Below are 22,382 nucleotides of genomic sequence, written 5' to 3' on the forward strand. Positions count from 1 at the left end.
AATATGGACTGGATAAAAAGTTTATTCCGTGTATGGCGTCGGGAGACACGTCTCGTGTTTACGGACATTGGCGTGCTGTTGTTTTTCTTCGGACTTCCAATCGCTTATCCGGTGGTCTATACCTTAATATATAATCCGGAAGTTGTCAAGAAGATGGACACTGTCGTCGTCGATAACTCCCGCAGCGCCGAGAGCCGTGAACTGGTGAGGGAGCTTGGTGCTACACAATCGATCAACGTTATCGGTTATGCTTCGGATATAAACGAGGCGAAACGGGCGTGGCATGAAAAGAAGTGCTACGGTGTGATTGAGATTCCGGCTGATTATGCCCGTAAGATAGGCCGTGGGGAGCAGGCTGTGGCTTCGTTTTACTGCGACATGTCTTTGTTGCTGCGTTATCGCCAATATCTGTTCTCCATAACCGATGTGCAGATGAATGAGGCTTTGCGCATCACATCTCAACGGCTTTCTCAGGGTGGCTTGATTACGAGTACGATAGAAGGTCTGCCGGTTAACTCTCAGGCAAATTTTCTTGGCGACGTTACCCAAGGGTTCGCGTCATTCGTCATGCCTGGCATTGTGGTTCTGATTCTGCAGCAGAGCATGCTTCTCGGAATAACCATGATTGCAGGTACCGCCCGTGACCGCCGTCGCCGTAACGGAGGGATAGATCCTCTCGGCTACGATGCAGGGCCTCTTGCCACTGTGCTTGGCAAATCGCTTTGTTACATGATGATTTACATCCCGCTGGCCTACTATATCCTTGAAATAATCCCCTATATGTTCGCGCTGCCTCATGTTGGGACGTTCTGGAACTTCATGCCTGTCGTGTTCGTGTTTCTCCTTGCCACTACATTCCTTGGGCAGACTTTGCAGGTTTTTGTCAGGGAGCGTGAATCAAGTCTGCTTGTCATTGTCTTCACATCCGTCGTCTTCCTGTTTCTTTCAGGACTTACATGGCCGCGCTATGCCTTCAATAAATTCTGGTATATGATTTCAGAGCTTATCCCGTCGACTCTTGGAATCGAGGCGTTGATTCGAATAAACAGCAACGGTTCGACCATTTCGCACCTCGGTCATTATTACTGGGGGCTTTGGGCGCTCACAGGATTGTATTTCGTTACTGCCCTGACGCTTCGTTATTTTGCTAAAGAACACGGCTCGCACGAGTGTCAGGCATCGCCGATGTCAGAATCGCATTCCGACAATGAGCGTCAGCGAGGAGAAAGTGCTGAAGTGGGTGAAGTTTGAATTATAGTAGAGATACCCGTGTGATCTTGCCTGCGCGGATGCGAACAGCGCTCCGTGGTTATATACACAACTGAGCGACAGCCGGTAGCTATTCGCGACCATATTGCGGATGCCGTCTGTCGCATCTTCGTATGTGCGCTTGTAGCCGAGAGCGCCCATTGCCGTCAGGTTCAGAAGCCATCGGCGTGGTTTTAGCACCCAGTTTCTTGCATAGCCGCCGAGCACTGCGATGTCGCGATAGTGGAAAGTGTATTTATTTGAGTCAAGGGGTAGGGCGGCCAGCATGTCGGGAGGAAGATTCTCAAAATTCATGCTGATATTCTGTTCGCCTCCGGTGATACCGGCTATGGCTGTTCCGGAAGTCCGCAGCTGATATTTGGAGAAGGTATAGGCGGCTGCGTGAGAATATTTGTAGTGATTAAAGAAATAGTAGGCATCGAGGTTGGTTGTGGTAATGTTGACGTCATCGAAATCATAGCGGAAGGTTTTTCCGTCGTTGTAGTCTCCGAACCGTGTGAGGATCATACCACCTTCAGACGACACCTTACTGTAGTTTATGAAAAAACGTGAGCATGTGAAGTCGAAGTTGAATGTATGGCGTTTTGTGTCGTGATCGAAAAGCTTGTCGATATTCCACATGTATCCAACGCTCACCGCCATGAAGCTGAGATAAGCACCTGCATCGGAATACAGGTTGGAGTGCATGGAGATTGATGAGTTTTTCGGAAAGAGCATTGTCTGTGTCTCAATCCAGCCATAGTTTTTTCCTTGCAGCTTCCAGTTTTTTCCTGTCCCCACAACATAGTTTTTGTCATAGGAATTGAACGTCTTGTCCCCCCAGTTGTAGACTTTAAGGGCAAAACGTGGGAAGGCCGGATAGCAGACGGATGAGTCGTTTATGTGAAAGCCGTTCTCAATCAGCTGATGAATCCAGCGAGTGGAGCTGCGCGGAAGAGAGTCGCAAGGTGTCGACTGGGCATGAAGAGTGAGACCTGATATGGAAACCAAGACAGTAGATAGTATGTATTGCACTGAATTCCTAAGCATAATATTGCTCAAACAGAGAATGTGAAGGGTATTTCCATCTGCAAAATTACGCAAAAATACTTGCAAATCTGTTTATGTATTCGTAAATTTACTATCTCTATGGATGATATGTCCAATATTCATCGATAGTTTAATTCAATATTGATAAGATTCATAACGAGTGTGTGACTGATGAATATATTTCTAAATATTATATGGTTTGTGTTTGGCGGACTTATGGTCGCTGTCGAATATGCGATTTCGAGTGTGGCAATGATGCTTACTATTATAGGTATTCCGTTTGGCCTGCAGACATTGAAGCTTGCCAAAGTGGCATTGTGGCCGTTTGGGACAGAAGTGGTGGATGACGGGTGGCCATCCGGCTGCCTTGCCGGTGTGATGAACGTCGTATGGTGGTTTGTCGGTGGAGTCCCCATAGCTCTGACTCATATGCTGTGGGGGCTGATATTCTGTGTGACCGTAGTCGGCATACCGTTTGGCATGCAGCATTTCAAACTTATGAAGCTTGCACTTTTCCCGTTCGGAACAAAGGTTAGCTGACCTGTCTTGACAGCTTAGAGGCTTGCAATCCTGTCAAGGCCCGTTCAGCAGTTTCTGGCTGGACAGTGAGTGCGCTCAGGGGATATAGACTGACGGTTTTCAAAATAGTTTTAAAAATGTTGAAAACTTACTGAAAAATCCATAGGGTAAATGCTTGTGGATTGGAATATTATTACTATCTTTGCAGCGCTTTGCGGACATCTGCCCGCAGGCATAGAATTAACCTTATTTATTAACCCCATTTTTTAATGACTGAAGAAGTAAAAAACTCCCCGATCGCTGACTTCGATTGGGAAGCGTATGCAAACGGTGAGACCAAGGGTGAAAAGACCCGCGAGGAACTTACCAAAACCTATGATGAATCGCTCAATACCGTGCGTGACAAGGACGTAATCGAAGGTACCATCATCGCGCTCAACAAGCGTGAGGCTGTGGTTAACATCGGCTACAAGAGCGACGGCATCATCCCCATGAGCGAATTCCGCTACAACCCCGACATCAAGGTGGGCGACACTGTAGAGGTCTTCATTGAAAATCAGGAAGACAAGAAAGGTCAGCTCATCCTTTCTCACCGCAAGGCCCGTGCAGCCCGTTCTTGGGACCGCATCAACGAGGCTCTCGAGAAAGACGAAGTCATCAAGGGCTACATCAAGTGCCGCACTAAGGGTGGCATGATTGTCGATGTATTCGGCATCGAAGCCTTCCTCCCCGGCTCGCAGATCGATGTGAAGCCCATCCGCGACTATGATATCTTCGTTGGCAAGACAATGGAGTTCAAGGTCGTGAAGATCAATCAAGAATTCAAGAACGTGGTTGTCAGCCACAAGGCACTCATCGAGGCCGAACTCGAACAGCAGAAGCGCGAAATCATCGCCAAGCTCGAAAAGGGTCAGGTGCTCGAAGGTTCTGTCAAGAACATCACCAGCTACGGTGTGTTCATCGACCTTGGCGGCGTAGACGGCCTCATCCACATTACAGACCTTTCTTGGGGCCGCGTAAGCCATCCCGAAGAAGTGGTTCAGCTCGACCAGAAGCTCAATGTCGTAATCCTCGACTTCGACGACGAGAAGAAGCGCATCGCCCTCGGTCTCAAGCAGCTCCAGCCCCATCCTTGGGATGCTCTCGACGCAGACCTCAAGGTTGGCGACAAGGTTAAGGGCCGCGTAGTAGTCATGGCTGACTACGGTGCATTCGTTGAAATCGCTCCCGGCGTTGAAGGTCTCATCCACGTGAGCGAAATGTCATGGAGCCAGCACCTCCGCTCAGCTCAGGACTTCCTCAAGGTTGGTGACGAAATCGAAGCTGTCATCCTCACCCTCGACCGCGAGGACCGCAAGATGTCGCTCGGTCTCAAGCAACTTAAGAACGATCCTTGGGAAAATATCGAAACCAAATATCCCGTTGGAAGCAAGCACACTGCAAAAGTGCGCAACTTCACAAACTTCGGCGTATTCGTTGAAATCGAAGAAGGCGTTGACGGTCTTATCCACATCAGCGACCTCTCTTGGACCAAGAAGGTTAAGCACCCCAGCGAATTCACTCAGATCGGTGCTGACATCGACGTTCAGGTTCTCGAAATCGACAAGGACAACCGTCGTCTCTCACTCGGCCACAAGCAGCTCGAAGAGAATCCTTGGGATGTATTTGAAACAGTATTCACCGTTGGTTCAATCCACGAAGGAACTATCATCGAGATGGTTGAAAAGGGTGCGGTCATCGCTCTCCCCTACGGTGTAGAAGGTTTCGCAACTCCCAAGCACCTCGTTAAGGAAGACGGCTCAAAGGCTCAGGTTGACGAGAAGCTCAACTTCAAGGTTATCGAATTCAACAAGGACAGCAAGCGCATCATCCTTTCACACAGCCGCATCTTTGAAGATGAGCAGAAGGGCGAACGCGCAGAAGCTCCCAAGAAGCCCGCAGGCAACCGTCGCGGTGGCAACCGTCGTCAGGAAGAGGCTCCCGCTCTCAACACTCCTCTCGAAAAGACCACTCTCGGTGACCTCTCAGCTCTCGCTGAACTCAAGCAGAAACTTGCAGGCAAGTAATATTTGCTGAAAAAGTTTTTCAGAGATACACAATCAGGCAGGAATCGCAATCACGCGATTCCTGCTTTTTTTATTCTTAGCATATTTTCATTTATGGATTAAATATGTAACTTTGCGAGGATTTAAAACAGACTGGATATGAATAAGAATATCGCTATCATATTGTTCGCTGCCGTGACTGCGTTTCTGTGTGTCGGATGCGGACGATCGAAAAGTGAACATGTAGTTGTGGATACAGAGACTGTCGAAGTTCAGCAGTCGCAGCTTGAAGAGGCTCTGACATCGGGCAATCTTAAACAGGCATCGGTGATGGCCGACAGCATGTCGCTTTTCGTTGACGATTTTACCCCTGAGCAGACCGTGCAGGTGCTGACAGCATTTGTGTCAATCCACAACGATGCGTCGAAGAAGCGCGAGACGCGCCGCGACCTCGAAACATTGCGCAAGTATGTCGATGTCTATGACATAGCGCTGAGCGTTAATCCTAAGGATACACGTGCGGCCTTCAAGAAAGCCATGAGTCGTAATCCCGGGCTTGATTTCGATTCGATAGCAAAGGCATTCAGGGAGAAACTTAACCAGTATGATTCAATGCAGGATGGTTCGCTTTCCGCGGCAAAGCCTGTTGAAACAGATACTGTCGCAAAACGCGACAGTGGTGCGTCGACAGTAAAGGACCTACCTATGGAGTTGCGTCCGGCAGAATAAGATTGATTGTTTGTCGTGTCAGGCAAAGGTCGATATAAAACACTTTAATTGATTTAGTGCAAGATTTTAACGCTCATTCATATAACGAATTCCAGATGCAGGATTTTATAAAAAAATATCGTTCGATACTCACATTTTTTGGTGGACTGGCAGTGATTGCCGTCATCGCATTTGCATTTTTCTATCCGGATGCTTCCGAAGGCAATCAGCTCCGTCAGCATGACATGCAGCAGGGCATAGCCATAGGACAGGAGGCGAAAGTCTATGCCGAACAGACAGGAGAGGTCTCCCGCTGGACCAACTCCCTATTTTCCGGCATGCCTACTTTTCAGATTTCTCCGTCCTATCCCTCAAGCAGTCTCTACAAGTGGATTAATAGTGTGATGAGTCTCGGACTGCCATCTCCGTCATCACTGATTGCCATGATGATGGTAGGATTTTTTATCCTGCTTCTTGCCATGAAAATGCGGTGGTATGTGGCGCTCATCGGTGCTATAGCCTATGGTTTTTCATCCTACTTCATAATAATAATAGGTGCAGGCCATATCTGGAAATTCGTTACTCTTGCCTATATTCCCCCGACGATAGCCGGAGTGATACTATGTTATCGTGGCCGTTATCTGAGCGGAGGTGCACTGGCAGCCCTTTTTGCGATGATGCAGATTGCTTCAAACCATGTGCAGATGACATACTACTTCCTTTTCGTTATATTCGGCATAGTAGTCGCATGTCTGATAGAAGCTGTAAAGAAAAGTCAGTTACGGCAGTGGGTTGTAGCTACGGCCGTTCTTGCCGTTGCAGGCGGACTGGCTGTCGCTGCCAATGCTCCGAGCCTCTATCTGACATACGAATATGCAAAGGAGACAATGCGTGGCCGCCACAGCGAGCTGACCTCGCCTTCGCAGGTTGGAGCAAACGCGGCTTCTGCAGGTCTTGATAAGGATTATATAACTCAATACAGCTACCAACCTTCTGAGACATTCTCTTTGGTGATTCCCAATGTCAAGGGTGGTGCTTCTGCAAAACCGGAGAAAGGGCGTATGGTAGCGATGAGTCTTTCGGATCTCCCGGATGCACAAAAAATGATTTCGGAGGGTAAGATTGATGGAATGCAGCAGCAATATCTCAGCTATATGAGCCAATATTTCGGTGATCCTGAAGGAACTAATGGCCCTGTCTATGTCGGTGCGCTGATATTCGCCTTCTTCCTTCTTGCATGTGTCATAGTCAAAGGCCCTATGAAGTGGGCGTTGCTGATTCTGACGCTATTCTCGATAGTGCTTGCGTGGGGTCGGCATGCTATGGTGTTTACTGATATCATGCTTTCTGTTGTCCCGATGTATTCCAAATTCCGTACAGTCGAAAGCATACTTGTCATAGCCGAGTTCACCATACCTCTTCTCGCGGTGATGGGATTGCAGAAACTTCTGTGCGAAAAGGATGCGTGGGAGCGCTACCGCAAGCCTGTGTTGTGGAGTTTCGGACTGACGTTAGCAATCTGCGCTTTAGGTTTCTGTGTGCCTGAAATATATGGTGGTGCAATTTCCGAAAATGACCGGGAAATCGACAATTATATAACGAGTTCTCTAATGCAACAAGGCTATGACGCGGCTACAGCCCGTCAGTTCAGCTTGCAGAATCCTGCAATTTATTCGGCTGCTGAGAGTCTTCGTCTCGGACTTGTCAGCTCCGATGCGCTCCGTAGCTTCCTCATTGTAGCGCTTGGCGGTTGCTTGCTTGTCGCCTGTCTGAGACGTAAAATTGGTACGGGTGTTACTGTGGCGATTCTCGGAGTGTTTGTGCTTGGCGATCTCTATATGGTTAACAAGCGTTATGTCAGTCATGAAAGTTTTGTTCCCAAGCAGCTTACTGTCGGCGCTCCTATAGCAAAGACTCCTGTCGACGAGGCTATACTTCAGGATACGTCGATGAACTACAGGGTGATGGATATACCACGCTTCAACAGTGCCGACCCGTCATACTACCATAAGATGATTGGCGGATATCATGCCGCTAAACTGACACGCTATCAGGACCTTATTGACAGACATCTCTCGCATTTCCAGAGGGGTGCGGAAACAGATGCGGACTGGAATGTACTCAACATGCTGAATGCCCGCTATATAGTTGGTCTGGACGGACAGGTGTTGCGTAATCCGGAAGCCTATGGCAATGCTTGGTTTGTTGAGCATGTCGACTATGTGGCTACTCCTGACGAGGAGATGGCCATGCTCTCCCGGATTGATCCGCGCGTCACGGCGGTTGCTGACAGAAAGTATGAGTCCGTCCTCGGTAAATCGGTGGCCGGCTCGCCCGCAGATACGATTGTCGAGACGACTTATGCACCAAATCGCCTGACTTACCGCGCCCACAGTGTCAACGGTGGAGTAGCGGTGTTCTCTGAAGTGTTCTTCCCGTGGGATGGACGGCGACAATTGATGGCAAGCCGGTCGAGCTTGGTCGTGTCGATTACGTGTTGCGTGCAATGCGTGTGCCTGCCGGTGATCATGAGATTGTCATGTCGTTTGATCCACCGTCGCTCCATACGACCGATACTCTTGCTACAGTTTCAATCGTGATAATCTATCTCGCGCTGTTGGCGGCAATCGTTCTAAGTGCCGGAAAGTTTATTGGCCGTAAGCCGGATGAAAAGAAGGCTTAAACATCTTATCCCCGGATTCCGGCGTATCAAAAGAGCGTGGCGAAGCCGTGGATTCGGAATCCATTCGCCTTTCGCTTTCCGGTTTGTCACGTGTGTGCTCCGGGAAAGCGGGGAATACTATGCCTATCGGGAACTAAGGCATATAGCTGGTGACCGGAAGGCATTCAGAAGGCTTGCGCTTGTGTTTCGTCTTGTATGTGAGTTCCGGCCGGCAGTGGTGTCCGTGGTTGGTGACTCTGATTTTACCGCGCACATAGACCGTACGGTAAAGTTTGCCGATTCGCGGATTAAAACATATAGCTGCTCCGAGGCAGCTGATCCCTCCTGTATGCAAAATCCCGGCTTTTGCATAATCCAGTCTGCACGCAACGTCAATGATATGGACTTTTTCGGTAGAGCGCTTCGGAGTGAATGTATGGTGGCTTTTATGGACGTATCGGGGGCAGATGCTTGCGGGTTAAGAGACCTTCTGACATCCGGCATGAGTTTTTACAATCGCCGTACAATAATCTTGGTGAGCCGCCATGATCTTCCGCGTCAGAATTTCGAGGTTAATTTCTGAGGATGCGAAAACTTTTAAAATTGTCCGAATGCGTCAGATTGCAGACATTGACAGACTATTGAAAGAATATGGGCTTTACCTGCGTATGGAAAAAGGTGTTTCCGACAATACGCGGGAAGCTTACCTTTCAGATGTTGGCCGCTTGCTCGGCTATCTTTCGGATACAGGTTGCACGTTGCGTGAAGTGACGGCCGACACGTTGCGTTTTTTCATCGGAGAGCTTCATGATCTCGGGATTGCCGAGCGGTCACAGGCGCGCATCATTTCAGGAATGCGTTCTTTTTTTAGATTCCTGAGTCTTGAAGACTACATCAACCCTGATCCTACAGAGCTGCTTGAATCGCCGAAAATCGGACTTCATCTGCCTGAGGTGTTGACCGTCGAGGAAATCAATGCCATGATTTCGGCTATTGATCCCAACAAGGCGGAAGCGCAGCGTGACCGTGCCATGATGGAAACCCTCTATGGCTGCGGGCTTCGTGTGAGCGAGCTTGTAAATGTGGAAATATCGAAAATTTATGGTGATGAAGGCTATCTCGTCGTTCGAGGAAAAGGCAATAAGGAGCGGATGGTTCCTATGTCGGAAGTGTCGGTCTATGAAATTGGCGAGTATCTTCATGACCGTGAGACATTGCCTGTGAAGCCTGACTGTTCCAACATACTTTTTCTGAATCGCCGTGGCGGAAAACTTACGCGTGAACGCATATTCCAGATAGTCAAGTCGCTCGCTGAGGCTGCCGGAATACGTAAGAATATTTCGCCCCATACCCTCCGGCATTCATTTGCGACCCATCTGCTTGAAGGAGGTGCTAATCTACGAGCAATCCAGCAGATGCTTGGCCATGAGACCATAGCCACTACGCAGATTTACATCCATCTTGACCGTTCGACTCTCAGGTCGGATATTCTGACATATCATCCCCGCAATCATCGAGGATAATCTTGAGAAGGGAAGCCGGTTGACAGGACGGTTTCTTAGCCAATTTATGTTAAATGGACGGTCGCTTGGTTGGGGGATTGGATTATTGTCTGTATCTTTGCAACGGTCAAACGATAGCGTGTGGCCATTATTACATATCGATTTATTTACTGTAATATACAGAAAGCTGTAAATCAACTGTATCCGTTAGGGTCTCGTTGCCATAAGCGTCGGGATTCCTTATTTTTTAATCGTCCCTGAGATTTTGGAATCTCTCTTCACCACCTTTCCGACGCTCTTCGGAGTTGTCGGACTGATTATGCTTGAATAATAATTAAAAATAAATATAACCAAAACGTTTATACTACCATGGCTATTACTTACATGACCAAGGAAGGTTACAAGAAAAAAATGGAAGAAATCGCGTTTCTCGAATCAGTGGAACGCCCCCGCATATCTGCCGCAATCGCTGAAGCCCGTGATAAGGGCGACCTTTCGGAGAATTCCGAATATGATGCCGCAAAGGAAGCTCAGGGTATGCTTGAAATGAAGATCGCGCAGCTCAAAGACCTCGTGGCTAACTCACGCATCATCGACGAAAGCAAGCTCAACAACGAGGAAGTGCAGATTCTCAACCGAGTTAAAATCAAGAACACAGCCAACGGCATGATGATGGAATATACTATCGTCGCTGATTCCGAAGCTGACCTTAAGGATAAGAAAATAGGTTCAAGCACTCCTATCGCGCAAGGTCTTCTTGGCCATAAGCTTGGCGAGATTGTCGAAATAAAGGTGCCGGCAGGCTTAATGAAATTTGAGATTGTTGAAATCAATTTCTAAAGCACCGTAGGTCATGTCGACAATCTTCAGTAAAATTGCAGCCGGCGAGATTCCTTCTTACCGTATTGCAGCCGACGAACGTCACTATGCTTTTCTTGACATCAATCCCGTTGCTCCGGGTCATGTGCTTGTGATTCCGCGGATTGAAGATGACTATATTTTCAATCTGTCTGACGATGATTACAGCGCTCTGACTCTTTTTGCAAAGCGTGTTGCAAAAGCTATTGAACAGGCTGTCCCTTGCAAACGCGTGGGTGTAGCTGTCATAGGTCTTGAAGTGCCTCATACTCACATTCATCTCATTCCCATCAATTCGGAGTCTGATATGGATTTCCACAACAAGACTCAGCTTCCTGCTGAAGAGATGGAGGCAATCGCAAAGGCTATTTCCTCGAAATACGACGAACTTTATCCCGGAAACTAACAACGCCATAGATAGACGATGGGCAGAAGTAAGGTTGCATGCTGGATTGAAGCGATGAGGCTTCGGACACTTCCCGTGTCACTTGCGGGTGTCATATATGCCGTAGGCCTCGGTATTGATACGCACCATTTTCGCGTTATGCCTGCTATCTTATGTCTGATATTTGCCCTTCTGGCTCAGATTGCATCAAACTTTGCCAACGAATACTATGACTTCAAGCGTGGTTTTGACCGGGTAGGTCGTGATGGCCCGCGACGAGGAGTCACTGAAGGTGACATTTCGCCGGAATCCATGAAATATGCCACATACGCAACCCTTGGCGTAGCATGCGTCACGGGTTGCGTGCTTGTGGCTGTTTTTGGCTATTGGTGGATGTTTATCATCGGTATTCTCACTGCTTTGGGTGTCATGGCCTATAGCACAGGTCCTTATCCTCTTTCTCATCATGGCCTTGGTGAGGTAGCTGTGGTGTGCTTTTTCGGCATTATCCCGGTGTGTCTGACCTATATCCTGATGGGCGGTGCATGGGGCTGGTGGTTAGGCTTTGCCTCGGTCGGTATCGGCCTTATGGGTGCGAATGTGTTGATTGTCAATAATTATCGCGACATTGAAGACGACACGGCTGTCGGGAAGCAGACCCTTGCTGTCAGACTTGGCCGTCGGTCCATGATATTCATCTATTGTTCCAACGGTATCTGCGCGTTGACATTCACTTTACCTGCATGGCTGTCGGCCGGTGGGCTTTGGTGGATCGTACCGCTGTTTTATCTTTTGGGACACATATTTCTATGTCTGCGTCTGAAACTGCTTTCCGGCCGCGCTCTCAATCCGCTGCTTGGAATGACTGCAGTCCTTATGCTTGTCTATGCGGCAGGATTCCTTTTGACAGTAATTATATCCTGATTTAAAATCTCATCCTCATTCTGTTTATTATGGCAATGAACAACTTTTACGCATGGTGTAAGCGCTATCTCTCCTTCACATTGCTTGCTGCGGTGACGGTGACTGTGCTTGTGTTGTTTGTCAATGAAAATTCCCTGCTTCGCACTGTCGAGCAGGAGCGTCGAATAACCGAACTGGAAGCGGCAATTAGTGAGTCGACCGACACCCTTGAGTATTATCGCGGGCTTAACCATTCGCTTGATACGGACAAAGAAACTATGGAGCGGATAGTACGTGAACAATATCACATGCAACATCCCGACGAAGATGTCTATATTTATGAGTAATAATAAAATGAAATCATCAGGACGGGAAACCGTCTCAACAATAATGGTGACAGTCGGACTGCTCTCAGTCATGATTGCCGCCTTTCTGCCACTGATCCATGTGGCACAGGACTGGATGCGTTATCTCTATGCTGCCGGAGCGTTGATATTGCTCATCGGCCGTTTTGTCGCTCCGAGTGTTAAGGATGCTCCATTGCGTCTGCGTCGTCTGCTGCATATGGAAATATGGACAGCGATCATCTTTATCATCGGTGCGGTATTTCTATTCCTGCCTTCAACCGGTGGTAAGGACTGGCTTGCGTTTACTTTGGCCGGAGGATTCCTGACGCTTTATACATCCATAATGATTCCGCGTCAGAAATTAAAATAAGGTTGGTTTTAATCACATCACGTCGAAAAAAGTTTCTTAACGAAAGTAAAATGCCATTGCATTTTTCATTTCTTGCAAACGTTTGTCGTCAAATAGTTAAAAATCCTCTTATTTTGAGGTGAAATTAACGCAATTTGACTAATTTTGCCCCCAAATAATCAACAATGGCCAATTATTTAACCATCGATCAGGGAAATTCCGAAGCCAAGATTACATTCTGGAATGATACAGAGCTCGTTGACTCAGTCATCGAAGCCCGTCTCACACCCTCGTCGGTTGAAAGTTTCGTGAACGGTCGCCCATTGTCGGGTGCTATATATTGTTCCGTGGTTCAGAATAACGGACCTGTCATCAATAAGCTCAGCCACCTTGCCCGCTGTGTCTACCGTCTGAGTCCCTCGACTCCGCTGCCTATCAACATTGATTATGCCACTCCAAATACGCTCGGAAGCGACCGTGTTGCGGCTGCTGTAGGGGCATGGAGCGATTTTAAGGGACGTGACATCCTTGTCATAGATGCCGGGACTGCGGTGACCTATGACTACGTGGATGCTTCCGGAACTTTCCGCGGTGGCAATATCGCTCCGGGCATTACAATGGAGCTAAAAGCCCTCAATCAGTTTACGGCCCGACTTCCTCTCATCCCTTTCCCTGAAAACATGGGTTCACTCCGCGATACAATCATAGGCCGTGATACAGCCGAGGCTATAACCTTGGGCGCGGTCTACAGTGTTGTCGCCTCAATAGGATATTATCGTAGCCGTCTCCCTAAGGATACTGTCGTTGTCCTTGGCGGAGGATGCGGCCATCATCTCGCATCTCTTTGTGACTTTGATGTTCATGTCGATGAACATCTGGCCAGCAAGGGGTTAAACAGAATTTTGCTATACAATGAAAATTAAGTCACTTCTCATCCTCGCTCTTATTGCAGTAGCGACCGCCTCGGGGCTTTCAGCTCAGAACACCACAAGTCCGTATTCGAAGTTTGGCTATGGCCTTCTCCGTGACAATGCAACCTCAGCTCAGCGTCAGATGGGTGGGGTTGGCTATGCCATGCGTTCAGGCCGTCAGGTCAACGTAATGAATCCGGCTGCCTATGCCGGAATGGACTCTCTGACATTCCTTTTCGATATGGGCACGGACGTGTCTCTTTTCTGGCGTAAGGACAACACCGGCAGCAATCATGACTGGGGTGGCGGTCTTGACTATGTGACCATGCAGTTTCCTGTCGGCAAGATTGTCGGGGTCAGTGCCGGTCTTCTGCCATACTCGTCGGTCGGCTATTCGTTCGGCTCGGAAATCACCAATGGAGTCTCAACACATCAGGGCACGGGCGGTCTTAATCAGCTTTATATAGGAGCTGGTGTAATGCCGTTGAAGAATCTTTCGGTAGGTGTCAATATCAGTTATCTGTTTGGCACGATATACAACGATGTTTATGCGAGCCAGACCGGATCGACAACCCAGTCTCTGTTTGAGCAGGTAATGGAGGTGAAGGACTATCATCTTCAGTTTGGTCTTCAGTACACCTATCGCATATCCCGCAAAAACGCACTTACACTCGGTGTGACATATTCCCCTTCCAAATCGCTTCTTGGAAAGACTTATGTGCTGAAATATCATGACACAAGCACCGGTGCCCCGATACGATTGCTCCGGGAGTGGTTAAGCTGCGTGACAAGTTCTCTCTTCCTGAAACATGGGGCGCAGGTCTTGCCTATGACTGGAACGACCGTCTGCAGGCGGAAGTCGATGTGACTTATCAGAACTGGTCGAAAGCAAAGTATCATCAGATTGAAAACTTCTCGTCCGGAAAATTTGACAATCGCTGGCGTATCGGTGCCGGTCTGAGCTATCGCCCTGATCCGCGTGGCGGATATTTCAAGCGTGTCACCTACCGTGCAGGTGGCTATTACAATCGTGACTATATCATGGTCGAAGGCAATCATGTGCGTGATTACGGTATTTCATGTGGTTTCGGTTTGCCGGCCGCCTCAGAGAAGACTGTCATTAATCTCGGTTTTGAGTATATTAATCGGCAGGCTACTCCTAATCCATTGTTGAAGGAACAATATTTCCATGTGACTCTCGGTATAAACTTCAATCAGGTCTGGTTCTTCCAGAATAAGCTGCGTTGATGCGTGGCAGTGTCATTCGGATAATGGGAAAACGTTGCTCTACACTTCGGGCCATGCGTTCACTGCCGGTTGTTGCCGTGGTGTGTCTGTTGCTTGTCTCATTCGTCGTGTCAGGTTGTAAGGACAGCGATCCGGTCGGGATGGGCAACGTGGATGCCTCAAGGACTCCGACTATGCTGACACGCGATGTCGAGACACTTATTTCAGATTCCGGTGTCACGCGCTTCCGCATTGTCACACCGATATGGTATGTCTACGATGAGGTTGATGAACCTTACTGGAGCTTTCCGGAAGGGTTGAACCTTGATAAATATGACAATTTTTTCCGTCGTGAAGCAACGGTCGAGGCTGATTCGGCAGTCTATTTCAAAAACAAGCAGCTTTGGCGGCTTGACGGAAATGTCAACATCACAAATGTGATGAACGAGAAGTTCCTGACAAATCAGCTTTACTGGGATCAGCGACAGCATAAGCTCTATTCCGATTCATTCATTCATATAGAGCGCCCTGACAAGGTGCTTGAAGGCTATGGATTTGATTCAAACGAGCAGTTGACCCGCTATACCATCAGGAAAGTATCGGGAATCTTTCCCGCAGGAGCTTTCCGTCCGGGAGGACGCGGGGCAGGTGCGACATCTGACAGTGAAGACAGCGAACCGAAGGATTCCGATGACGACAATCCGGTGCAAGATAACGACAGCATAACAAAAGCATCTACTAAATGACACTTACAGCGTGGATTATCCTTTCCGTAGTATCTCTCTGTTTTTCGGCTCTTTTTTCAGGGGTCGAGATTGCCTATATCTCGGCTGACCGTGTCAGGGTCGGACTTGATACGAACCGAGGTGGCCTGATTAACAGGATTATAGGGCGCTACTATTCCCACTCCGATTTCTTTATATCCACCATCCTTGTCGGCAACAATATCATGCTTGTCATCTACGGTATGGGCGCGGCCGCGTTACTTGAGCCGTGGATTGAAGCCAACATCTCTGATAATCAGGCTGTAATTCTTGTCTTGCAGACAATCGTTTCCACACTTGTGATTCTTTTCACAGGTGAGTTCCTTCCGAAATCCGTTTTTCGCATCAATCCGAATACTTCGTTGAAGATATCCGCTTTGCCGGTTTATTTTTTCTACATAGTGCTTTATCCCGTCTCATGGTTCACTTCTTGGCTGTCGAAAATGTTGATGAAGCTTGCCGGCATCAAGGCTGAGGACACTCGCCTCGGTGTATTGTCTATCACGGATCTCAACGATTATCTTGAAACCAAGATTGATGACCTTGAAAATCCACAGGAGGTGGAGGTTGAAAACGAAGTGAAGATTTTCCACAACGCGCTTGATTTCTCAACGACGCAGCTCCGCGACTGTATGGCTCCGCGCAATGAGCTTGTGGCGGTTGATATCGACACTACGACACGCGAGGAACTGTCGGAACTTTTTACCTCATCCGGCCGAAGCAAGATTCTGGTATATAAGGAGGATATTGACAATGTGGTGGGCTACGTGCATGTGTCTGAGCTTTTCGACCCCGGGAGGGATTGGAAAGAACACGTAAAAGAAGTCCTTTACGCGCCCGACACCCTTCTTGCAAACACAATGATGCGTCGTCTGCTTGGCGAAAAGCGGTCGATGGCAGTAGTTGTCGATGAATTTGGCGGGACTGCCGGTCTTGTGACCCTTGAAGACCTCGTGGAAGAGATATTCGGTGATATTCAGGATGAGCACGACAAGAACGGATTGACTGCGACTGAATTGTCGCCCGGAGTATTTGAGTTTTCCGGCCGCATTGAAGTCCGTACGCTCCGCGACGAGTTCCGTCTTGATATTCCGGAGGATGATGAATACCAGACTCTCGCCGGTTATATCATTCATGAGACAGGCTCTCTTCCTGCGCAGGATGAGAGGATTGAGATTGACGGAATCACATTCACTATCAAGGCCAGAAGTGCCACACGTCTCGATCTCATACGCGTAGAGACTACACAGTTTTCTGACAAGGAGTGAATCTGAATCTCTCTGACACATAAGAAATCCCCCGCCCGCAGGATGGTGGCGGATGTTTGCGGGCGGAGGACAAAAAATGTGTAAATTATGATATTAGAGAGAATCTAATCGAGTTTGTCAGCGAGATTGGATGCAGTGTCGGCAATCGAATTGAGCGCGCTTGCAGCCCCTGATTTGATTTTGTCCAGCAGAGGTGAAGCTTTCTCTTTGAGATCGTCAACCTTGTCAGAGATAGAATCCTTGGCATCCGATAGTTTGTCTGACAGTGAGTCTTTGGCATCGGCAAGTTTGTCGGCAATGCTCTCCTTGGCTGAGTCGAGATTGGCCTGAGCCTGCGCTTTGGCATCGGCGGCTTTTTCTTTGATTTCCTGTTTGTCAGCTTTAAACTGAGCCTTTGCAGCTACTTCCGCTGCCTCAGCGCTTACTTTTGCGGCTTGTGCCGAAAGTTCACCGGCACGGTCTGCGATGTTCTGTTGCATTGAGTCCATAATCGTTATTCGTTTAATTAGTGAAATATACCCTTATAACATCCCCTCGCGGTGTTGGGTTGCCGGGGTTATTATTAAATCTAATTAAAGAATGTTAGAGTTGACAGTGCCGTCGGGCAGTATGGTCTCGATTGTCATACCTGTTTTTAGTTGGGATACAGAAGTCACAGCATGACCGCTGATGCGTGTTATGGTATACCCGCGTTTTAGTGTTGCGGCAGGCGAAAGCACTTTGATTAGCTCCCCGATAGAATCGAGTCGATGTCTGCGACGTTCGATTATTGATGCGGTCGAAGAGGCAAGACGTTCGGCAAGCATGTCGAGTCGAGACACCTCCGGATGCAAACGTTTACGGGTGGTTTCACTCAGTGCGAGCATATCACGGTCGAGACGTTTGCGTGTATTGTCGATTGCTGCTTGTGGAAGATAGGGGAGACGTGCGCTGATATATGCGAGTTGCTCGCGTGATGCGGAAATCATGGCAGATGCGCTATGGTGTATTTCGGTTGCCAGAGCCTCAAGATGGTCAAGGGCTTCTGTGCCACGTGAAATAAGCCATTCGGCAGCTGCTGTGGGAGTCTTCACACGCATATTTGCAACATAGTCAAGCACAGTCACATCACGTTCATGACCGATACCTATTATAACGGGTAATGGAAACTGGGCTATGTTGGCGGCGAGGTCATAGTTTTCGAATGCGGCAAGATCACTTGTCGCACCTCCTCCTCTAATGATGACAACACCGTCCCAGTCGTCTTCTTCTGCGGCAATGGATTCGAGAGCGGCAATTATTGATCCCGGAGCTTGCTGGCCTTGCATTACAGCGGGAAAAAGCTTTGTCGAAAATCTTAGATGGCGCGGGTTAGTGTAGAGCTGATGGATGAAATCACCGTAGCCTGCCGCGCCGGTAGCGGAAATTACGGCTATGCGGAGAGGGATTTCAGTCCATTCGAGCGAGCGGTTTAGTTCAATGACCCCTTCCTTCTGAAGTTTTGCAAGAATCTCAAGTCGCAGTCTCACAAGGTCGCCCATAGTATACACCGGGTCAATGTCTGTGATATTAAGCGAAAGCCCGTAGGAGGGATGATAGTTGACCGAGACGAGCACTCTGACCTTCATTCCGCTTCCCAGACGGCTGCCTGTAGTCGCCATGAAATCACTTTCGATACGAGCGAGTGCCGAACGCCAGATTGTGGCACGCACACGTGCTATCGGTTCGCCGGTGGCCGGATTTTTCTGGATAAGTTCAAGATAGCAGTGCATGGCACGGCGCACGTCGGATGTCTCGGCGGTTACCCATACGTTGCGTAACGATGGCTCGGATGAGATGAGAGATGACAGGCGTGAAGTGAATTCTTCAAGTGTCAGAGTGTCTGTGGTCATTGGAATTTGGTTTTATCGTGCAAAATTAATGCAAATTTGGTAGGTTTGAAGTTATAAATGGTAAAACATTACACAATCACAAATGTTAATTTTGTAGTTGTGTCCGCAGTGGGCCTTAATATAACTCAGTTTGAATTATAATTTTACATTTATGGAAATAAATCTTAAATCGCTTCATTCTCCTGCTGATATCAAGTCGTTGACAATTGATGAATTAAATGATCTGAGCGGGGAACTGCGTGCAAATCTGTTGAAAAAACTTTCGGCTCACGGCGGTCATGTCGGGCCTAATCTGGGTGTGGTAGAGGCAACCGTAGCCCTTCATTACGTCTTTAATGCTCCGGCTGATAAAATCGTGTTTGATGTCAGTCACCAGAGCTATGTCCACAAGATGTTGACAGGACGAATCGAGGCTTTCATTGATCCGGCTAACTATGATGATGTGACCGGCTATACGTGTCCGAGGGAAAGTGAATATGATCTATTTGAAATCGGCCATACATCTACATCGATTGCACTTGCATGCGGGCTTGCGAAGGCTCGTGATCTTGAAGGTGGTAAAGAAAATGTGGTCGCTTTCATCGGGGATGCATCTCTCGGTGGCGGTGAGGCTCTTGAAGCGCTGGACTTTGCTCCCACGCTGGGGACAAACTTTATTGTGATTCTTAATGACAATCAGATGTCGATTGCCGAGAACCACGGTGCGCTCTATGACCATCTTGCAGAGCTGCGCAAGACAAACGGAACTGCCGCAAACAATATATTCCGTGCGCTTGGCTATCAGTATATATATGTGGAGGAGGGTAATAATATCCAGTCTCTGATAAAGGCATTTAAGGCGGCTCTTGATGCGGATCATGCGGTGCTTATCCATATCAACACCATGAAAGGTGAGGGCTTGCCAGTGGCGGAGGCCAACAAAGAGGCTTTTCACTATACCACACCGTTCAATCTCAAGACAGGTGCTCCACTTGTCGATGATGAAGAGGAGGACTATGGCGAGATTTTCGCCCGTGAGATGCTAATTCGTATGCACGCCGATCCAAAGGTGGTGACTATAACGGCCGGAACTCCCGGTGCGATTAATTTTACACCCGAGCGCCGTATGGCTGTGGGGCGGCAGTTCATAGATGTCGGTATCTGTGAGCAGGCGGCGACAGCCCTTGCAGCCGGACTTGCCAAAGGTGGCTGCCGCCCGGTATTCGGTGTGATGGCGACCTTTCTACAGCGAGCCTACGATCAGCTGTCGCACGGCATTGCCATAAACGGCCTCCCTGCAGTCATAGTCGATTTTGCCGGGGGTGTATGGGGAATCCCGGATATGACCCATCTTGGATTTTTTGATATACCGTTGATCTCCAATATTCCTGATTTTGTCTTTCTCGCCCGGCGTATGCCGAGGAATATGTAGCCATGCTCGACTGGGCAATAAGTCAGACAGAGCATCCGGTGTTACTTAGAACTCCGTCGGGAGCTGTTGTTCATTCCGACCGTTCGGTGAATATGGATTTCTTTAAATATGATGTCGTTGCTGATGGCGATGAGATTGCCGTAATAGGTGCCGGTGATTTCTTCGGCATTGCAAGTGAGGCGGTTGATATTCTTCGTAAAGAAGGGAAAAACCCGACTCTTATAAATCCGCGTAATCTTTCTCAGCTCGACAAGGAGTGTCTTGACCGACTGAAAGACTATAAGACAGTTGTGACTCTTGAGGATGGTATATTGGACGGTGGTTTCGGGCAAAAAGTGGCTACCTATCTTGGCGAATCGCCGGTGAAGGTTGTGACACTCGGTCTGCAGAAGGAATTCCTTGACCGTTACAATGCCGATGAGGTGCTGAAAGCCAATAAATTGACTCCTGCTCAGGTCGCAGAATCGGCAAAGGCTTGATTATTCGATTTTGGCCGTTGAATAGAATAAGATATATATCGCTTATAATCAGTGATATATCCCTTGGTTTGTAAAATAAATTTGGAAATTTAGGTAAAAATATCTATCTTTGCATTCGGAAAATATTATCCGAATGTCGCGCATGTGGCGTAATTGGTAGCCGCGTTAGACTTAGGATCTAATGTCTTAGGACGTGGGGGTTCGAGTCCCTTCATGCGCACGATGCTTAGTCTCTTGATTATTTGATAGTCAGGAGACTAATTTTTTTGCCTGTTTTATTGCGGGTGATGGCGTAAGTATGGATTATTCAGCCTGCTGATGAAGCATACAGGTTTTCAGTTTTAATCTATGTGAGTTTTGGATTAAGAAATCGTGTATGCTTTGGCAGCTCATTAACTGATTGTGGTCTGCACGGCTTTTCTTTTGAATACTTTGTGCTGGACTATTAAGGCTGCGGTCATTACGGTGATGCCAGTGATGGTCCATGATATGGGATAGATGATTAAGAGTCCGTGGAATGAACTGTCGATCCCTCTGAATATGGCTACCCATCCAAGTCGCAGGACACATGTGCCGAACACGGTTAGCAGCATAGGGGTCACGGAGTAACCCAAGGCTCTCATGTAGGAGCCGGGGATTTCATAGAAGCTTGCAAGACACTGGAACACGAGTACCGTGTGGAATCGGATTGTGGCGTAGCGCATCACTTCGGGAGAGCTTGAGAAGATGGAAATACAGGTATCACCATACCATGCGATAAGGAGATTGCACGTCCCGCCGATCACTATGCTGTATAGCATGCATATGCGCAACACCCTCTTGCAGCGGTCGTAGTTGCCTGCTCCGTAGTTTTGTCCCGTAAAAGCTATGACGGCTGCGCAGAATGATGTGATTATGTAATAGCAGTAAGCCTCAAATGTCAGAGCCGCCGACGAGCCAGCTATGGCATCAGCACCGAAACTGTTGATTGCAGATTGGATAAAGATGTTGGAGATTGAAAATACCATGCCTTGCAGCCCTGCAGGTACGCCGATCTGAAGCATCTTTTTAAGGTCTGGTTTAGACAATCGCCATTTTCTCACATTAAGCGACAGCGCTACGGGATCAGACTCTCGGACGAGGAAATAGACGATGATGGCAGCGTTGATGCCTGTGGATATGACCGTGGCCCATGCCACACCGGGACACCGAGATTGAAAACGGCGACAAAGAGCCAGTCGAGGAAGAGGTTGCAAAGTGTAGACACGAGGAGCGAGTAGAACGGGAGACTCGTGTCGCCGACGCTTCGCATTATTGCAGACCCAAAATTATAGATCATCATGAATGGCATGCCGCAAAAAAATATGCGGAGATATTGTTCGGCGAGGTCGATGACATCGTGGGGTGCGCTCATTGCTTCGAGAATCGGGCGGGCGAGCGTGATGCCCAGAAACATAAGCAGGAAGCCCGACACCAGAGAGATAATGGCGACGGTCGAGACCGATTTCCGCACAGAATTGTGGTTCTTCTGACCTAAATATGTTGCTATTACGGCATTGGCTCCCACAGCCACGCCGAGAAAGAGATTGACAAGGATGCTGATTATCGGTCCGTTGCTGCCGACTGCGGCAATGGCCTGGGTGGTTGAATAGTGGCCGATGACGGCAACATCAATAGCGTTGAATGACTGCTGCAATATGCCACTGGCAATCAGTGGTATAGAAAATAAAAGAATCTTTCCGGACAAAGGTCCGTGGATCATATCCACCTGCTTTTTCTCCCGTGAGCGTATTTCCATAATTTACCTTCAAAAACTCGGCGCAAAATTACGAAATTGCAACAAGAAACAAGGCATACATCAGTCTCATTTTGCCAAAATGGCTAATTCCGATTCTG

Annotated in this window: 22 protein-coding genes, 1 tRNA gene and 1 pseudogene; 19 read left to right on the forward strand and 5 right to left on the reverse strand. The window is 48.3% G+C overall.

What is annotated here, in order from left to right:
* The first annotated feature begins 3 nt into the window (after positions 1 to 3).
* A complete protein-coding gene (locus tag E7747_RS07425) occupies positions 4 to 1,251 on the forward strand; it encodes an ABC transporter permease (protein WP_136415100.1) in 1,248 nt (415 codons plus the stop codon).
* Here E7747_RS07425 and E7747_RS07430 read toward each other — a convergent pair.
* Positions 1,189 to 2,298, reverse strand: coding sequence for a DUF4421 domain-containing protein (locus E7747_RS07430; protein WP_136415102.1), 1,110 nt, complete (start codon positions 2,296 to 2,298; stop codon positions 1,189 to 1,191). The two genes, E7747_RS07425 and E7747_RS07430, sit on opposite strands and share 63 nt — an antisense overlap.
* Positions 2,299 to 2,469: 171 nt before the next feature.
* Here E7747_RS07430 and E7747_RS07435 point away from each other — a divergent pair, with 171 nt between their 5' ends.
* The 16 genes from E7747_RS07435 to E7747_RS07510 all read left to right on the forward strand — a co-directional run bounded on the left by E7747_RS07435 (position 2,470) and on the right by E7747_RS07510 (position 16,746).
* A complete protein-coding gene (locus E7747_RS07435) occupies positions 2,470 to 2,838 on the forward strand; it encodes a YccF domain-containing protein (protein WP_123613438.1) in 369 nt (122 codons plus the stop codon).
* Between the two features lie 248 nt (positions 2,839 to 3,086).
* On the forward strand, positions 3,087 to 4,883 hold the full coding sequence (rpsA, locus tag E7747_RS07440) for a 30S ribosomal protein S1 (protein WP_123613437.1): 1,797 nt from the start codon (positions 3,087 to 3,089) through the stop codon (positions 4,881 to 4,883).
* 138 nt (positions 4,884 to 5,021) lie between these two features.
* Positions 5,022 to 5,591, forward strand: coding sequence for a hypothetical protein (locus E7747_RS07445; RefSeq protein ID WP_136415104.1), 570 nt, complete (start codon positions 5,022 to 5,024; stop codon positions 5,589 to 5,591).
* Positions 5,592 to 8,064: 2,473 nt separating this feature from the next.
* Positions 8,065 to 8,253 carry a hypothetical protein gene (locus E7747_RS07450; RefSeq protein WP_228449285.1) on the forward strand — a complete coding sequence of 63 codons (189 nt, stop codon included), beginning with the start codon at positions 8,065 to 8,067 and terminating at the stop codon, positions 8,251 to 8,253.
* Positions 8,237 to 8,815 (forward strand): hypothetical protein, encoded by a 579-nt coding sequence (locus tag E7747_RS07455; protein ID WP_136415108.1) that lies wholly within the window; start codon positions 8,237 to 8,239, stop codon positions 8,813 to 8,815. Before E7747_RS07450 ends, E7747_RS07455 begins: the two co-directional genes overlap by 17 nt.
* Before the next feature lie 28 nt (positions 8,816 to 8,843).
* Complete coding sequence (xerD, locus tag E7747_RS07460; protein WP_123613434.1) at positions 8,844 to 9,755, forward strand: site-specific tyrosine recombinase XerD; 912 nt, start codon at positions 8,844 to 8,846, stop codon at positions 9,753 to 9,755.
* 348 nt (positions 9,756 to 10,103) lie between these two features.
* A complete protein-coding gene (gene greA, locus E7747_RS07465) occupies positions 10,104 to 10,574 on the forward strand; it encodes a transcription elongation factor GreA (RefSeq protein WP_123613433.1) in 471 nt (156 codons plus the stop codon).
* A gap of 13 nt (positions 10,575 to 10,587) precedes the next feature.
* A complete protein-coding gene (locus E7747_RS07470) occupies positions 10,588 to 10,998 on the forward strand; it encodes an HIT family protein (RefSeq protein WP_123613432.1) in 411 nt (136 codons plus the stop codon).
* 18 nt (positions 10,999 to 11,016) lie between these two features.
* The gene (gene menA / locus E7747_RS07475; protein ID WP_123613431.1) at positions 11,017 to 11,901 is read left to right on the forward strand and encodes a 1,4-dihydroxy-2-naphthoate octaprenyltransferase; all 885 of its coding nucleotides are present in this window, start codon (positions 11,017 to 11,019) and stop codon (positions 11,899 to 11,901) included.
* Between the two features lie 29 nt (positions 11,902 to 11,930).
* Positions 11,931 to 12,227, forward strand: coding sequence for a hypothetical protein (locus E7747_RS07480; protein ID WP_123613430.1), 297 nt, complete (start codon positions 11,931 to 11,933; stop codon positions 12,225 to 12,227).
* Between the two features lie 7 nt (positions 12,228 to 12,234).
* On the forward strand, positions 12,235 to 12,597 hold the full coding sequence (locus tag E7747_RS07485; RefSeq protein ID WP_136415112.1) for a hypothetical protein: 363 nt from the start codon (positions 12,235 to 12,237) through the stop codon (positions 12,595 to 12,597).
* A gap of 164 nt (positions 12,598 to 12,761) precedes the next feature.
* The gene (locus tag E7747_RS07490; protein WP_123613428.1) at positions 12,762 to 13,499 is read left to right on the forward strand and encodes a type III pantothenate kinase; all 738 of its coding nucleotides are present in this window, start codon (positions 12,762 to 12,764) and stop codon (positions 13,497 to 13,499) included.
* Entirely contained in the window at positions 13,489 to 14,355 is an 867-nt protein-coding gene (locus tag E7747_RS07495; protein ID WP_136415114.1) for a hypothetical protein, read from the forward strand. The genes E7747_RS07490 and E7747_RS07495 overlap by 11 nt, the downstream gene beginning before the upstream one ends.
* Positions 14,259 to 14,735: a porin family protein gene (locus tag E7747_RS07500; protein WP_136415116.1), complete on the forward strand. Its 477-nt coding sequence runs from the start codon at positions 14,259 to 14,261 to the stop codon at positions 14,733 to 14,735. The genes E7747_RS07495 and E7747_RS07500 overlap by 97 nt, the downstream gene beginning before the upstream one ends.
* A gap of 23 nt (positions 14,736 to 14,758) precedes the next feature.
* Positions 14,759 to 15,460, forward strand: coding sequence for an LPS export ABC transporter periplasmic protein LptC (lptC, locus tag E7747_RS07505; protein ID WP_123613649.1), 702 nt, complete (start codon positions 14,759 to 14,761; stop codon positions 15,458 to 15,460).
* The gene (locus tag E7747_RS07510) at positions 15,457 to 16,746 is read left to right on the forward strand and encodes a hemolysin family protein (RefSeq protein WP_136415118.1); all 1,290 of its coding nucleotides are present in this window, start codon (positions 15,457 to 15,459) and stop codon (positions 16,744 to 16,746) included. Before lptC ends, E7747_RS07510 begins: the two co-directional genes overlap by 4 nt.
* Before the next feature lie 104 nt (positions 16,747 to 16,850).
* Here the strand turns inward: E7747_RS07510 and E7747_RS07515 are convergent, their stop codons facing one another.
* Together E7747_RS07515 and xseA are read right to left on the reverse strand one after the other, a co-directional pair.
* On the reverse strand, positions 16,851 to 17,225 hold the full coding sequence (locus tag E7747_RS07515; protein ID WP_168185276.1) for a hypothetical protein: 375 nt from the start codon (positions 17,223 to 17,225) through the stop codon (positions 16,851 to 16,853).
* 93 nt (positions 17,226 to 17,318) lie between these two features.
* Positions 17,319 to 18,617: an exodeoxyribonuclease VII large subunit gene (gene xseA, locus E7747_RS07520; protein ID WP_136415120.1), complete on the reverse strand. Its 1,299-nt coding sequence runs from the start codon at positions 18,615 to 18,617 to the stop codon at positions 17,319 to 17,321.
* Between the two features lie 157 nt (positions 18,618 to 18,774).
* Here xseA and E7747_RS07525 point away from each other — a divergent pair.
* Both E7747_RS07525 and E7747_RS07530 read left to right on the forward strand, forming a co-directional pair.
* Positions 18,775 to 20,507, forward strand: a pseudogene (locus tag E7747_RS07525) (1-deoxy-D-xylulose-5-phosphate synthase).
* A 138-nt stretch (positions 20,508 to 20,645) separates the two neighbouring features.
* Positions 20,646 to 20,727: transfer RNA gene (locus E7747_RS07530), tRNA-Leu, on the forward strand.
* Positions 20,728 to 20,899: 172 nt separating this feature from the next.
* Here the strand turns inward: E7747_RS07530 and E7747_RS16955 are convergent.
* Together E7747_RS16955 and E7747_RS16960 are read right to left on the reverse strand one after the other, a co-directional pair.
* Positions 20,900 to 21,685 (reverse strand): MATE family efflux transporter, encoded by a 786-nt coding sequence (locus E7747_RS16955; protein WP_228449286.1) that lies wholly within the window; start codon positions 21,683 to 21,685, stop codon positions 20,900 to 20,902.
* Positions 21,604 to 22,284: an MATE family efflux transporter gene (locus tag E7747_RS16960; RefSeq protein WP_228449287.1), complete on the reverse strand. Its 681-nt coding sequence runs from the start codon at positions 22,282 to 22,284 to the stop codon at positions 21,604 to 21,606. The genes E7747_RS16955 and E7747_RS16960 overlap by 82 nt, the downstream gene beginning before the upstream one ends.
* Between the last annotated feature and the right edge of the window lie 98 nt (positions 22,285 to 22,382).

The sequence above is a fragment of the Duncaniella dubosii genome (assembly GCF_004803915.1).
Classification (GTDB): Bacteria; Bacteroidota; Bacteroidia; order Bacteroidales; family Muribaculaceae; genus Duncaniella; species Duncaniella dubosii.